Source organism: Streptomyces sp. MB09-01, from assembly GCF_033794505.1.
GTDB lineage: Bacteria > Actinomycetota > Actinomycetes > Streptomycetales > Streptomycetaceae > Streptomyces.
In genome coordinates this window covers 35915-47977 of record NZ_JARAYQ010000031.1, presented here as the reverse complement: position 1 = coordinate 47977, position 12063 = coordinate 35915, and the positions used below count along the sequence as shown (strand labels likewise).

Below are 12063 nucleotides of genomic sequence, written 5' to 3'. Positions count from 1 at the left end.
CCGTGCGCCGGCGGTGCCGCCTACTCCCCGGCCCTGACGGACTTCGTGTTCATGGTCCGCGAGACCTCGCAGATGTTCATCACCGGCCCGGACGTCGTCCAGGCCGTCACCGGCGAGCAGATCACCCAGAACGGCCTCGGCGGCGCCGACGTCCACTCCGGAACCTCGGGCGTCGCGCACTTCGCGTACGACGACGAGGAGACCTGCCTCGCCGAGGTCCGCTACCTGCTGTCCCTGCTCCCGCAGAACAACCGGGAGAACCCGCCCGCGGTCGAGACCCGCGACCGGGCCGACCGCCGCGGCGACGTCCTGCTGGACCTGGTGCCCGCCGACGGCAACCGGGCGTACGACATGCGCAAGGTCATCGAGGAACTCGTCGACGAGGGCGAGTACTTGGAGGTCCACGAGCGCTGGGCCACCAACATCATCTGCGCCTTGGCGCGGATGGGCGGCCAGGTCGTCGCCGTCGTCGCCAACCAGCCCGCCAGCTATGCGGGCGTATTGGACATCCACGCCTCGGAGAAGGCCGCGCGCTTCGTCCAGCTCTGCGACGCCTTCAACATCCCGATCGTCACCCTGGTCGACGTACCCGGCTTCCTGCCCGGCGTCGACCAGGAGCACAACGGCATCATCCGCCACGGCGCCAAGCTCCTGTACGCCTACTGCAACGCCACCGTGCCCCGCATCTCCCTCGTGCTGCGCAAGGCCTACGGCGGCGCGTACATCGTCATGGACTCCCAGTCCATCGGCGCCGACCTCACCTACGCCTGGCCCACCAACGAGATCGCGGTCATGGGCGCCGAGGGCGCGGCGAACGTCATCTTCCGCCGCGAGATCGCCGGGACCGACGACCCCGACGCGATGCGCGCGCAGAAGATCAAGGAATACAAGACCGAGCTGATGCACCCGTACTACGCGGCCGAGCGCGGCCTCGTCGACGACGTCATCGACCCCACCGAGACCCGCGAAGTGCTCATCGGCGCCCTCGCGATGCTCCGCAACAAGCACGCCGACCTGCCGTCCCGCAAGCACGGCAACCCGCCGCAGTAACCGAGCGAAGGAGAGCCGACCCGCATGGACACCCTGCTGCGCATAGAGAAGGGCGACGCGGCCCCCGAGGAACTGGCGGCGCTCACCGCGATCCTCCTGGCCCGCGCCCCGCACAGCTGGCAGGGCTGAGCGGCCCGCTGTTCACCCGGGACGAGCGAGCTGCCCGCTGTCCACCCGGGACGGGCGTGGCCTGGCGGCAGAAACATTCTGGCCGCCACGCCCATTCCCCGGCCTCTGCGAGGCAGCCCGACCGAAGGCGGCTCAGCGGCGGCGGGCTGATCAGTGGGTCTGCGCCGCGGGCGGGCCTTGGCGCGGTAGCAGTGGGTGATGACCGCTTCTGGTTCTGCCCGTGAGGTGCCGGCGTCGAGTGGGTGGGAGGTCCGCCTGTACCGGCGCTGGATCGCGTACAACTCGATCGCGTTCGTCATCGTCCTGAGCGTGGGTGTCGCGCTGGCGCTGCTGGGCAGTGACGTGCTGCACCTGAGTCTTGCCAGCCGCCACGTGCTGGTCGCTCTGGTGATCGCGACCCTGGGAGCCGTGCTGTTCGGGGGTGTCCTGGGAACGCTGCAGTGGCTGGTCGTGCGGGAGCGGGTGGCCATTCCCCGCAAGGCGTGGGTGACCGCGAACATCGGGCCGGCGTTGCTGGCCTGGCTGCTGGTGATCATGCCCGCGGTGATCGGCGCCCAGAACTCGGACCGGGACGTGTCGATGGCCTATCCCCTGGCCGCCAGCCAGAGCCGGCCTCACGGCTCGTCGTCGACGCCGCCCTGCTCCTGTTGTCGCGGCTGTCCGGCGACCTCGACGTCCTGCGGGGCGACGGATCAGTGACCGAGGTCTACCTCTCCCTCATCGCCACCACGGCGCTCACCGGCCGGGCCCTGCTGCGGGTGCTCGCCCCCTCCGCCCTGACCCAGTTGCCCGAGGGCGCGTAGCCGGATCACGGGGGCGGGGCCTGCGGCAGGCCCCGCCGCCAGGCCTCGCCTGTTCAGGTAGTTGTCGATGTCTAGGGCTGTGTCGAGCGGGGCTGGGTCGTCGGGATGCGGTGGGTGAAGAACATCGCCAGGAGGGCGGCGAGGGCGAGGATGGCGAGGGCGGCCTGGAGGCCGTCGAGCCTGGCTGCGGCGTTGGCGTCCAGCGCGGCTTGGGTCACTTCGCTGCTGGTGCCGGCTTCGTCGAGGGCCGCCTCGAGCTGCGCGTCCGACAGGAACGGCGCGCCGCTCTGGATCTTGACGGTCGCCTGGCTCTTGACGCTGTCCGGGATCGCCGGATTCTGCTCGACGCTGGTCAGGAAGGAACTGGCGAGCGCGGCGATCATGATCGATCCGGCGAGTGCCGTACCGATCGAGGCACCGAGGTTGGTGACGGCGTTCTGGACACCGCCGACCTCTGCGCTTTTCTCTTCCGGTACCGCGGACACGGTGACCGATCCGAGCTGGGAGGCCAGCGCGCCCATCCCGAGCCCGATCAGCAGAAGGGGGACGGTGACGACTTCCGCGCCGGCGCCGGCGTCGAGCGCGGCCATCAGGACCACCGCGCCCGCGAGCAGGGCGAGGACCCCGAGCCGTACCACCCGCCTCGGGGAGACGTCCGGGAGGAAGCGGGGGATCAGGACCGCGGCTGCCAGCAGGGTCACCGACAGCGGGAGGAGGCGGGCACCGGTCTGCAGTGCGGACAGGCCGAGGGCGACCGACAGGTAGAGCGGTACGACGAAGAACACGCCCATCTGCACGAGGTACTGGAAGAAGAACATGGTCAGGCCGCCGGTGAGCTGCCTGTTCTGCAGCAGCGCCGGGTCGATGAGCGGCTCCCTGCCCTGCTCCATGAGGCGGGCCTCCCAGCGCAGGAAGAGCCAGATCAGCAGCAGACCTGCCAGCATCAGCCACACGACCAGCGAGATCCCGAGCCACGAAGGCGCGTCGGGCTTCGGCTGGAACCAGCCCCATTCGTCCGAGCGGAGCACCCCGTAGACGAAGAGCCCGAGCCCGAGCGCGGACAGCACGGCGCCGACGAGATCGATGCGCTTGCGTTCGCCGACCGGGGCGTCGGCGATGCGTCGGGCCAGGACCAGGATGCCGAGCACCACCAGCACCTCACCGGCGAACACCCACCGCCAGGAGAAGTACGTCGTCGCAACACCGCCGATGAGCGGCCCGACCGCGATCGCCACGGCCCCCGCTGCCGCGACGAGTCCGTAGGCGGCAGGACGGCGTTCGGGTACGAAGTTGCCGGCCACCAGCGCCACGATCGCGGGCAGGATGAGAGCCGCCCCGATGCCTTCGAGGAGCGCCCAGCCGAGCAGGAGTACCGGCAGATTCGGTGCGAGCGCCGTGGTGAGAGACCCGGCCCCGTAGATGCAGCAGCCGATCAGGAACGCGCGTTTGCGGCCGATCAGCGCCCCGACCTTGCCACCGGGGATCATGAACATCGCCATCACGAGGGTGTAGGCGGTGATCGCGCCCTGGATGCCCGACACGGTCGTGCCCACGTCCTCGGCCACCGTCGCGATCGAGACGTTCATGACCGAGCTGTCGAGCGCCATCAGGAACTGACCGGCCGAAAGCGTCAGCAAGACGACCCGCGATGCTGCCGAACTCTCGACAGAGCCTGCCCTCGATGCCATGGACGGGATCGTCCCAGCAAACCCGGCGGGCACATCCACGACCCGCCGCACAGATCAACCGATTGGCGGACGGTCCTACTTTCTGCAGAACGAGCCGCCGACGAATACGGAGCTGCCGAAGAGCAGGGGCTTCAGCTGCGCGCGGGCCCTGTACAGCGCGGCGGTGTATCCGGCCGGGCCGGAGCCGATGATGACCTCGCGTACGTCGTCATTCGTCATGATGCGGTCAGCTCTCCTGCTCCTTCGCGTTCTTGGCGTTCTTGGCGTTCTTGGCGTCGATCTCGGCGACGAGGCCCTCGATGAGGCCCTTGATCTCGTCACGGATGGGGCGGACGGCGTCCACGCCCTGGCCTGCCGGGTCCTCGAGCTGCCAGTCGAGATAGGTCTTGCCGGGGAAGTACGGGCAGGCATCGCCGCAGCCCATGGTGATGATGTAGTCCGATGCCTGGGCGGCCTCGGGGGTGAGGACCTTCGGCTTCTGGTCGGAGATGTCGATCCCCAGCTCGGCCATCGCGGCGACCGCGGCGGGGTTGACCTGGTCTCCGGGCACGGAGCCGGCGGAGCGGACCTCGACCCGGTCGCCCGCGAGGTGGCGCAGGAATCCGGCGGCCATCTGGGATCGACCTGCGTTGTGGATGCAGACGAACAGCACGGATGCGAGCGGGGTGGAGGACATCGTCTCTTCCTTCAATCCAATGACTCAGCCCGGACTGGTATCAGCCCCGGATGATGTGACAGTATCAGCACATGATGACGTCAGTCGACACTGAACTGATGCGGGTTCTGGCCGACCCGCTCAGGCTCCGGATCGTGACCCTCCTGGCCAAGGAAACGCTCTGCTCCACCCACCTCGTGGAGGAGACGGGCGCCAAGCAGACGAACCTCTCCAACCACCTGAAGGTGCTGCGCGAGGCCGGAGTCGTGGACACGGAGCCCTGCGGGAGGTTCACGTACTACCGCCTGCGGCCGGAGGTCATCGAGTCGCTCGCCGGTCAGTTCGCCGATCTCGCTCAGAGCGCGCGCGCCACCGCCGAGGCGAACCTCAAGCGGTCCTGCCCGTAGCCCGTAGCCCGTAGCCCGTAGCCCGTCGTCGCTCTCTGCCTCACCTGCCCGAGGAGAACCTGCCTTGTCCGTCACCGAGCCCGTCGGCACCGCACCCGCAGCGGAGGCCGTCATAGCCGCCGACGCGCCCCAGCCCGCGCCCGGCGCGACCCCGCCCCGCACCCCGCTCGTCGCCCGGGCCGCCGCCGAGCTGGTCGGCACCGCCGCGCTCGTGGCGGTCGTGGTCGGCTCCGGCATCCAGGCCACCGAGCTGACGCAGGACGTGGGCCTGCAGCTGCTGGCCAACTCCACGGCCACGGTCTTCGGCCTCGGCGTGCTGATCGCCCTCCTCGGTCCGGTCTCCGGCGCTCACTTCAACCCGGCCGTCACGCTGGCCGAGTGGTGGTCGGCCCGCCGCGGCGGCGCCGGGGTGACCGGCCGTGAACTGGGCGTGTACGTGCCCTCCCAGATCGCGGGTGCGATCGCGGGGGCGATCCTCGCGGACGCGATGTTCGGCGAGCCGCTGGTGAAGTGGTCCACGCACGACCGCTCGGCGGGGAACCTCCTCCTGGGCGAGGTGGTCGCCACGGCAGGCCTGATCCTGCTGATCTTCGGCCTGGCCCGCACCGACCGGCTCCGGTTCGCGCCCGTCGCGGTGGCCTCGTACATCGGCGCCGCGTACTGGTTCACCTCCTCGACCTCCTTCGCCAACCCGGCGGTCACGATCGGCCGCGCCTTCACGGACACGTTCGCGGGCATCGCTCCCGCCTCGGTCCCCGGGTTCGTCGGCGCACAGCTGGCCGGCGCGGTCGTGGGCCTGGCTCTGGTCGCGGTCATCTTCATGCGCGGCGAGCACGAGCCCGCGGCATGACCCGGCACACCGATGTGGTGGTGATCGGCGGCGGCCAGGCAGGGCTCGCCGCCGGCTACTACCTGCGCCGGGCCGGCATCGACTTCACCGTCCTCGACGCCCAGGCCACTCCCGGCGGGGCCTGGCAGCACGCGTGGGACTCGCTGCACCTCTTCTCCCCGGCCGCGCACTCCTCCTTGCCCGGCCGCCTCATGCCGCAGCAGGAGGGCAGGCCCTTCCCGGACCTCGCGCACGTGCTGGAGTACCTCGCCGACTACGAGAAGCGGTATGAACTCCCCATCCAGCGTGGCGTCCGCGTCACCGGTGTCCATGACGCCTCACCCCTCCTGCGCATGGAGACCGACACGGGCGCCTGGACCGCCCGCGCCGTGATCAGCGCGACCGGCACCTGGTGGCGCCCCTTCATCCCCGCCGTCCCCGGCCGGTCGGACTTCCATGGCCGCCAGCACCACACGGTGGAGTACCGCAGCCCCTGGGACTACGCCGGCCGGCGCGTGATCGTCGTGGGCGGCGGCAACTCCGGCGCCCAGATCGCCGCCGACCTCGCCCCGCACGCCACCGTCCGCTGGGTCACCCAGCGCCCGGCCCGCTACCTCCCCGACGAGATCGACGGCCGCGCCCTCTTCGAAATCGCCACCCAGCGCGTCCAGTCCGGCGGTCCCCGCATCTCGGACCTCGGCGACATCGTCGCCGTCCCGCCCGTACGCGCGGCCCGCGACGCCGGCCTCATCCCGGACCACCGGATGTTCGACAGCCTGACGGCCGGCGAAGCTCGCTGGGCCGACGGCACCGTCTGGCCCTCCGACGCGATCATCTGGTGCACCGGCTTCCGCCCCGCGCTCTCGCACCTGACTCCGCTGGGCCTGCGCACCGAAGGCGGCCGTATCCCCACCGAAGGCACCCGCGCCGTCGCGGACCCGCGGATCCACCTCCTCGGCTACGGCGACTGGACCGGCCCGGCCTCCGCCACCCTCATCGGCGTCGGCCGCACGGCCCGCGAAGCCACCCGAGAGATCACCGAACTCCTCAGCGCCTGATCCGCCCAGGGGCGGGAATCATGGCAGTGGGCAGGCCATGATGAACGAGATCGCGATGGACCGGCAGGCCGTGTACGCGGACTACGAGCGCGCGCGGCAGATCTTCCACGGCCTGCTCGGCAGCGCCACGAAGACCGACCTCGCCCGCCCCACCCGCGGCACCAAGTGGACCAACGAGCAGCTGCTGTGGCACATGCTCTTCGGCTACATGGTCGCCCGGGTGCTGCTGGTCCTCGTCGGCGCCTTCGGGCGGCTGCCCCGCAGGGCGGGCAAGGTCTTCGCCCGAGTGCTGAACGCTGCGACCGTACCGTTCGACTGGGTCAACTACGTCGGCCCGTGCGGCGCGGTGATGGTCTTCGGGCCGGGCCGGACGGGCGCCACCTTCGACGGCGTCATCGACTCCCTGCACCGCCGCCTGGCAGCGGAGTCCGACGCCGACCTGGCCCGGGGCATGCACTTCCCCGTCCGCTGGGACCCGTTCTTCCAGGACTTCATGTCGCTCGCGGACCTCTACCGCTACCCGACCCAGCACTTCGACTTCCACCGCCGCCAGCTCACTGTGGACGGGGAGCTCAGCTGATCAGCGGGCTCCGCCGCTCCACCAGGACCACGTCACGCCACATGCCGCGCTGGTGGCCGATGCGCTCACGCGTTCCGATGACGCGGAAGCCGACCCGCTCGTGGACGGCGAGGCTGGCAGCGTTCTCGGGGAAGATGCCGGACTGGATCGTCCAGATGCCCGCCCCTTCGGTCGAGGCGATCAACGCCTGGAGCAGGGCGCGGGCGACGCCCCGGCCCCGCGCGGCCGGGTCGACGTACACGGAATGCTCGACCACGCCGGCGTACGCGCACCGGTCCGATACCGCGGTCGCGGCGACCCAACCGAAGACCTTGCCGTCCTCGTCCGTCGCGGCGAAGCGGTGGTCCGGCAGCTTGGCGGCGTCGAATGCCTCCCAGGTCGGGGCGGTGGTTTCGAAGGTGGCGTTGCCTTCGTCGATCCCGGACTGGTAGATCGCCAGTACTTGCTCCGCGTGCACCGGCGCCATCGCCGCGATATTGATCTCAGCAGCCATCGGCGGGCGCCTCCTCGCCGAGGATCGCGCGTACGGCGCGGGGGAACACGGTCAGGCAGGTGTGGTTGACCGTGTAGAGGGTGGAGGTGCCCTGCTTTTCGGCGAGGACGAACCGCACTTCGGCGAGGATCTTGAGGTGGTGCGAGACCGTCGACTGGCCGACCTCCGCCCGCGTGACGATCTCGCCCACGGTCATCGCGCGGTCCTCGCCGGCCAGCAGGTGGAGCAGCCGCACACGGGTGGGATCGGCCAGGGCTTTGAACCAGCCCGCGTACGTGCGGGCGTCTTCTTCGCTGAGCTGCCGGACACTCTTCATCGTTTATCGACGATAATCGATAGGTGTGTGGGGCGCCAGCAGTACCACCCCGCCCGCGGCCTTACACCTTGCGGGCGGAGTCGACCAGCAGTGCACCCATCGCAGCGAGCACGGACGGCTCGACCCGGTAGTACACCCAGGTCCCGCGCCGCTCGGAGGAGAGCAGGCCCGCCTCCTTCAGTTTCTTCAGGTGGTGGGAGACGGTCGGCTGGGAGACCCCGACGTCGGAGATGTCACACACGCACGCCTCCCCGCCCTCATGGGAGGCGACGGCGGAGAACAGGCGCAGGCGGACGGGATCCCCGAGGGCCTTGAACATCTTGGCCGCGACCTCGGCCTCGCTCGCGGACATGGCGCGCTCGGTCAGCGGCGGGCAGCAGGGCGCGACGGCCTCGGGCTCCAGAAGCGGCAGAACCTTCGCATTCGACATATGTCTATGTTGACACATGTCGAACTAGATCGCCGCGGGGGCAGCTCAGGCGCGACCCAGGAGGGCGTAAGGCGGCGGGCCGCCGCGCGGCATCGCGACCCACCCCGCGGAAAGAGTTCGAGGACAGGCTGCGCTGCCATTCCAGGCCCACGAAGGCAAGGCCCGGGTGGGCGAGGGAGGCTCCGCCCTGGTGGCGGGGTCTGACCGGCCAGGCTGCGGAACATGGCGCGGCGGTCCGGGGCGCCGGCATCCAGGGCGGCGCGATGGCGCCCAGCCCGTCGAGGACGGGCTGGGCGGGCGGGGTGCGCGGCAGGCGCCCCAGCGGTGCGGCGTCCAGACCGTCACAGGCGCCCGGGTCGCCAGCGTCGCACGACTCACGCGAGCGAGCTCGGCCGCGATCTGGACCGCCGAGTTGCCGGCCCCGACCACCACGACCCCTCGTCGCGGTGCGGGTACCGGTCAGGATCGCCGCCGAGCGCCGTGCCGGGCAGCGCACTGAACCGGGCCGGGGGGAACAGGGTCAGGCTGTCGTAGTAGCGCGACCAGGACCCGGCCGCCCGATCCGACGCCTCCAGGATCACCGGCGCCCGGCCCCGCCGGGCGAGTGCGTACGCGGCCGCCGGACCCGACTGGCCGCCGCCGATGACCGCGACATCCACATGCTCCACGAAAGACCTCCGATTTGATGAATGTCTATGTTGACGCTCATCGAAGCAGGTGCCATGCTGGAAACGCAAGCATCGACGGATGTCGAAACAAACGAGGAGCCCGCCGTGAACGCGCCTGCCACCACCGAGCTGCCTGTAGTCGTCATCGGGGCCGGTCCCGCCGGACTCGCCGCCGCCGCCCACCTGGTCGACCGGGGCATCGAGCCCCTCGTCCTGGAGGCCGGCCCCACGGCTGGGGCCGCGGTGCGCGAGTGGGCGCACGTGCGGCTGTTCTCCACCTGGGGCGAGGTCGTCGACCCGGCCGCCGAGAAGCTCCTCGCCCCCACCGGCTGGGTCAAGCCCGACCCGGCCACCTACCCCTCCGGCGGCGACTGGGCCGAGCTCTACCTCCAGCCGCTCGCCGACGTCCTCGGCGAGCAGGTCCGCTACGACGCACGGGTCACCGGCGTCTCCCGTACCGGACGGGACCGCATCGTCGACGCCGACCGCGAGGCACAGCCCTTCGTCATCAACTACGAGACCGCCGACGGAGCCGAGCAGCGGGTCTGGGCACGAGCCGTCATCGATGCCTCCGGTACCTGGACCACCCCGGGCCCGGCCGGCGGCAGCGGACTCTCCGCCCTCGGCGAGAAGGCGGCAGCCGACCGCATCACCTACCGCGTCCCGGACCTGAAGGACCCTGCCGTCCGCGCCCGTTACGCGGGCAAGCGCACCGCCGTCATCGGCTCCGGCGCCTCCGCCTTCACCGCGCTCGCCTACCTCGCCGACCTCGCCAAGGACGAGCCGGGCACCCGCTCCGTCTGGATCCTGCGCCGCGGCATCAGCGGCTCGACCTTCGGGGGCGGTGCCTCGGACCAGCTCCCCGCCCGCGGCGCCCTCGGCCTCGCCGCCAAGGCCGCCGTCGACAACGGCTACGCCGACGCCGTCACCGGGTTCCGCACCGGCGCCATCGAGCGCGAGGGGGACCGGCTGGTTCTGATCGCGGAGGACGGCCGCCGCCTGGACCCGGTCGACGAGGTCATCGTCCTCACCGGCCTGCGCCCCGACCTCTCCTTCGTCTCCGAACTTCGCCTGGGCCTCGACGAGCGCCTCCAGGCACCCGTGGAGCTGGCCCCGCTGATCGACCCCAACCAGCACTCCTGCGGCACCGTCTACCCGCACGGCGTGAAGGAGCTCTCCCACCCGGAGAAGGACGTCTACCTCGTCGGCATGAAGAGCTACGGACGCTCCACCGCCTTCCTCGCCATGACCGGCTACGAGCAGGTCCGCTCCATCGCCGCCTCCCTCGCAGGCGACCAGGAAGCCGCCGAGCGCGTCGAGCTCACCCTGCCCGAGACCGGAGTGTGCGGCGGCGCCGGCCTCTTCGACCGGCCCGAGCCCGCCGAGGCGACCGGCGGCGGCTGCTGCGCAGCCCCCGCCACGCTCACCATCGGCGCCCCGGCCTCCTCCGGCGGCTGCTGACCACCGTGCAACCCATCCAGGCCGACGCGGCCGCGACCGGAACGGGAGTCCGGGCGCGGCCGCGCGCCGTACTACCCGCGCTCTGCGCCACGCAGATCACCAGCTGGGGAATCGTCTACTACGCCTTCCCCGTCCTTCTCCCCCGCCTGACCGCCGACACCGGCTGGTCCACCAACGCGGCAACCGCTCCGTTCTCCCTGGCACTCCTCGTCTCAGCCGTAGCCGGAATCCCTCTCGGCCGGATCCTCGACCGCCGAGGTCCGCGCGCCGTGATGACCGTCGGCTCCGCACTCGGCACACTCGCCCTGCTGCTCATCGCGGCCGCCCCCAACCTGACCGCATTCACCATCGGCTGGCTGCTCGCGGGCGTCGCCATGGCCGCGACCTTCTACCCGCCCGCCTTCGCCGCCCTGACCCGCTGGTGGGGCCCCACCGACCGCGTCCGCGCCCTGACCATCGTCACCCTCGCCGGCGGACTGGCCTCCACCGTCTTCGCCCCGCTGACCGCCGTCCTGGCCGAACACCTCAGCTGGCGGCAGACGTACGCGGTCCTCGCGGTGATCCTCGCCGCCATCACCATCCCCGCACACGCCCTGGCCCTGCGCGCCCCCTGGCCGGCCGCCCCACCGCAACAACCCACCGTCGACCGCACCCCCATCCCGCGCAGCCGCCCCTTCCTCCTGCTGGCCGCGGCCTTCACCCTCTCCAGCTTCGCCATGTACGCCGTGGTCATGGGCCTCATCCCCCTGCTCATGGAACGCGGCGCCACACCCACCGAAGCCGCCTGGGCACTCGGACTGGGCGGGGCGGGCCAGACCCTGGGCCGCACCCTTTACGCGAGCCTGTCCGCTCGCACCTCCGTCACGACCCGCACCGTCACCCTCATCGCCCTCGGCGGCGCGACCACCGCGGCACTCGCCGTCGTCCCGGGCCCCGTGCCCCTCCTGGTCCTGTTCGCGGTCCTGGCCGGCGTCGTCCGCGGCAACCTCACCCTCCTCCAGGCCACCGCCGTCACCGACCGCTGGGGCACCACCCACTACGGCCGCCTCTCCGCCCTCCTCGGAGCCCCCGCCCACATCACCGCAGCCCTCGCCCCCTGGGCCGGCGCCGCCCTCGCGGGCCCCCTGGGCGGCTACCCTCACCTCTTCGCAGCCCTGGCCGCTCTCTCACTCATCGCAACCGGACTGGCCGCCACGACCAGTAAGAGCACGCAGAAAAAGGACAGTTGAGGCTTCGGCGCGGTTCTCGCCGTAGATCAGCGGCAAAGCCGCAGGACGCCGCCCCACGTGCAGACGTACGCCAAGCTGACCAGGACGTTTGTCAGTCCGCGTCGACCTGCCCCACCGGGGGTTTCCGACACGGTGCGCGACAAGCCCCCGCCTTCGTGGGGCTTGGCGGAAACCATAAAAGCCCAGGTCAGAGGCATGCTGCGGAAGCTGCCGAAAACGCTCCGCTCCCATTCTTGGAACGCTCAGCGCATCGTTGCAGCTCAGAAG

15 protein-coding genes and 1 pseudogene are annotated in these 12063 nt (G+C 71.1%); 9 read left to right on the top strand and 7 right to left on the bottom strand.

The window, feature by feature from the left end; translation table 11 throughout:
* From PV721_RS09990 to PV721_RS09980, 3 genes are all read left to right on the top strand, one after another.
* On the top strand, positions 1-1050 hold a 1050-nt coding region (locus PV721_RS09990; RefSeq protein WP_319722510.1), incomplete at its 5' end, for an acyl-CoA carboxylase subunit beta.
* Between the two features lie 24 nt (positions 1051-1074).
* Positions 1075-1179 (top strand): acyl-CoA carboxylase epsilon subunit, encoded by a 105-nt coding sequence (locus PV721_RS09985; protein WP_416371069.1) that lies wholly within the window; start codon positions 1075-1077, stop codon positions 1177-1179.
* Between the two features lie 198 nt (positions 1180-1377).
* Entirely contained in the window at positions 1378-1878 is a 501-nt protein-coding gene (locus PV721_RS09980; protein WP_319722509.1) for a hypothetical protein, read from the top strand.
* A 175-nt stretch (positions 1879-2053) separates the two neighbouring features.
* Here PV721_RS09980 and PV721_RS09975 read toward each other — a convergent pair whose 3' ends face one another.
* The 3 genes and pseudogenes from PV721_RS09975 to PV721_RS09965 all read right to left on the bottom strand — a co-directional run bounded on the left by PV721_RS09975 (position 2054) and on the right by PV721_RS09965 (position 4346).
* Positions 2054-3670: an MFS transporter gene (locus PV721_RS09975; RefSeq protein ID WP_319722508.1), complete on the bottom strand. Its 1617-nt coding sequence runs from the start codon at positions 3668-3670 to the stop codon at positions 2054-2056.
* 90 nt (positions 3671-3760) lie between these two features.
* A pseudogene (locus PV721_RS09970) lies at positions 3761-3889 on the bottom strand (thioredoxin-disulfide reductase); the annotation flags it as partial.
* Between the two features lie 7 nt (positions 3890-3896).
* Positions 3897-4346, bottom strand: coding sequence for an arsenate reductase ArsC (locus tag PV721_RS09965; RefSeq protein ID WP_319722507.1), 450 nt, complete (start codon positions 4344-4346; stop codon positions 3897-3899).
* 71 nt (positions 4347-4417) lie between these two features.
* On the opposite strand from PV721_RS09965, the gene PV721_RS09960 reads away from it, so the two are divergent.
* From PV721_RS09960 to PV721_RS09945, 4 genes are all read left to right on the top strand, one after another.
* On the top strand, positions 4418-4732 hold the full coding sequence (locus PV721_RS09960; protein ID WP_319722506.1) for a metalloregulator ArsR/SmtB family transcription factor: 315 nt from the start codon (positions 4418-4420) through the stop codon (positions 4730-4732).
* A 64-nt stretch (positions 4733-4796) separates the two neighbouring features.
* On the top strand, positions 4797-5582 hold the full coding sequence (locus PV721_RS09955) for an aquaporin (protein WP_319722505.1): 786 nt from the start codon (positions 4797-4799) through the stop codon (positions 5580-5582).
* Entirely contained in the window at positions 5579-6619 is a 1041-nt protein-coding gene (locus PV721_RS09950) for an ArsO family NAD(P)H-dependent flavin-containing monooxygenase (RefSeq protein ID WP_319722504.1), read from the top strand. The genes PV721_RS09955 and PV721_RS09950 overlap by 4 nt, the downstream gene beginning before the upstream one ends.
* Before the next feature lie 37 nt (positions 6620-6656).
* Positions 6657-7199, top strand: a complete 543-nt coding sequence (locus tag PV721_RS09945) for a DinB family protein (RefSeq protein WP_319722503.1) — start codon at positions 6657-6659, stop codon at positions 7197-7199.
* On the opposite strand, the gene PV721_RS09940 is transcribed toward PV721_RS09945, so the two are convergent.
* The 4 genes from PV721_RS09940 to PV721_RS09925 form a co-directional block, all read right to left on the bottom strand.
* On the bottom strand, positions 7192-7692 hold the full coding sequence (locus tag PV721_RS09940) for a GNAT family N-acetyltransferase (RefSeq protein WP_319722502.1): 501 nt from the start codon (positions 7690-7692) through the stop codon (positions 7192-7194). The genes PV721_RS09945 and PV721_RS09940 overlap by 8 nt on opposite strands.
* On the bottom strand, positions 7682-8008 hold the full coding sequence (locus PV721_RS09935) for a metalloregulator ArsR/SmtB family transcription factor (protein WP_319722501.1): 327 nt from the start codon (positions 8006-8008) through the stop codon (positions 7682-7684). Before PV721_RS09935 ends, PV721_RS09940 begins: the two co-directional genes overlap by 11 nt.
* 61 nt (positions 8009-8069) lie before the next feature.
* Complete coding sequence (locus PV721_RS09930) at positions 8070-8438, bottom strand: metalloregulator ArsR/SmtB family transcription factor (RefSeq protein ID WP_319722500.1); 369 nt, start codon at positions 8436-8438, stop codon at positions 8070-8072.
* A 374-nt stretch (positions 8439-8812) separates the two neighbouring features.
* On the bottom strand, positions 8813-9106 hold the full coding sequence (locus PV721_RS09925) for an FAD-dependent oxidoreductase (RefSeq protein ID WP_319722499.1): 294 nt from the start codon (positions 9104-9106) through the stop codon (positions 8813-8815).
* Positions 9107-9211: 105 nt separating this feature from the next.
* Between PV721_RS09925 and PV721_RS09920 the strand changes: the two genes are divergently transcribed.
* Positions 9212-10567 carry an NAD(P)-binding domain-containing protein gene (locus PV721_RS09920; protein WP_319722497.1) on the top strand — a complete coding sequence of 452 codons (1356 nt, stop codon included), beginning with the start codon at positions 9212-9214 and terminating at the stop codon, positions 10565-10567.
* A 5-nt stretch (positions 10568-10572) separates the two neighbouring features.
* The gene (locus tag PV721_RS09915; RefSeq protein WP_319722495.1) at positions 10573-11796 is read left to right on the top strand and encodes an MFS transporter; all 1224 of its coding nucleotides are present in this window, start codon (positions 10573-10575) and stop codon (positions 11794-11796) included.
* Positions 11797-12063 lie beyond the last annotated feature (267 nt).

What these genes read in the sequence shown, in the direction of transcription:
- PV721_RS09985 (WP_416371069.1), top strand. Translation starts at nt 1,075, where the DNA reads ATGGACACCCTGCTGCGCATAGAGAAGGGCGACGCGGCCCCCGAGGAA.
- PV721_RS09980 (WP_319722509.1), top strand. Translation starts at nt 1,378, where the DNA reads ATGACCGCTTCTGGTTCTGCCCGTGAGGTGCCGGCGTCGAGTGGGTGG.
- PV721_RS09975 (WP_319722508.1), bottom strand. Translation starts at nt 3,670, where the DNA reads ATGGCATCGAGGGCAGGCTCTGTCGAGAGTTCGGCAGCATCGCGGGTC.
- PV721_RS09965 (WP_319722507.1), bottom strand. Translation starts at nt 4,346, where the DNA reads ATGTCCTCCACCCCGCTCGCATCCGTGCTGTTCGTCTGCATCCACAAC.
- PV721_RS09960 (WP_319722506.1), top strand. Translation starts at nt 4,418, where the DNA reads ATGATGACGTCAGTCGACACTGAACTGATGCGGGTTCTGGCCGACCCG.
- PV721_RS09950 (WP_319722504.1), top strand. Translation starts at nt 5,579, where the DNA reads ATGACCCGGCACACCGATGTGGTGGTGATCGGCGGCGGCCAGGCAGGG.
- PV721_RS09945 (WP_319722503.1), top strand. Translation starts at nt 6,657, where the DNA reads ATGATGAACGAGATCGCGATGGACCGGCAGGCCGTGTACGCGGACTAC.
- PV721_RS09940 (WP_319722502.1), bottom strand. Translation starts at nt 7,692, where the DNA reads ATGGCTGCTGAGATCAATATCGCGGCGATGGCGCCGGTGCACGCGGAG.
- PV721_RS09935 (WP_319722501.1), bottom strand. Translation starts at nt 8,008, where the DNA reads ATGAAGAGTGTCCGGCAGCTCAGCGAAGAAGACGCCCGCACGTACGCG.
- PV721_RS09930 (WP_319722500.1), bottom strand. Translation starts at nt 8,438, where the DNA reads ATGTCGAATGCGAAGGTTCTGCCGCTTCTGGAGCCCGAGGCCGTCGCG.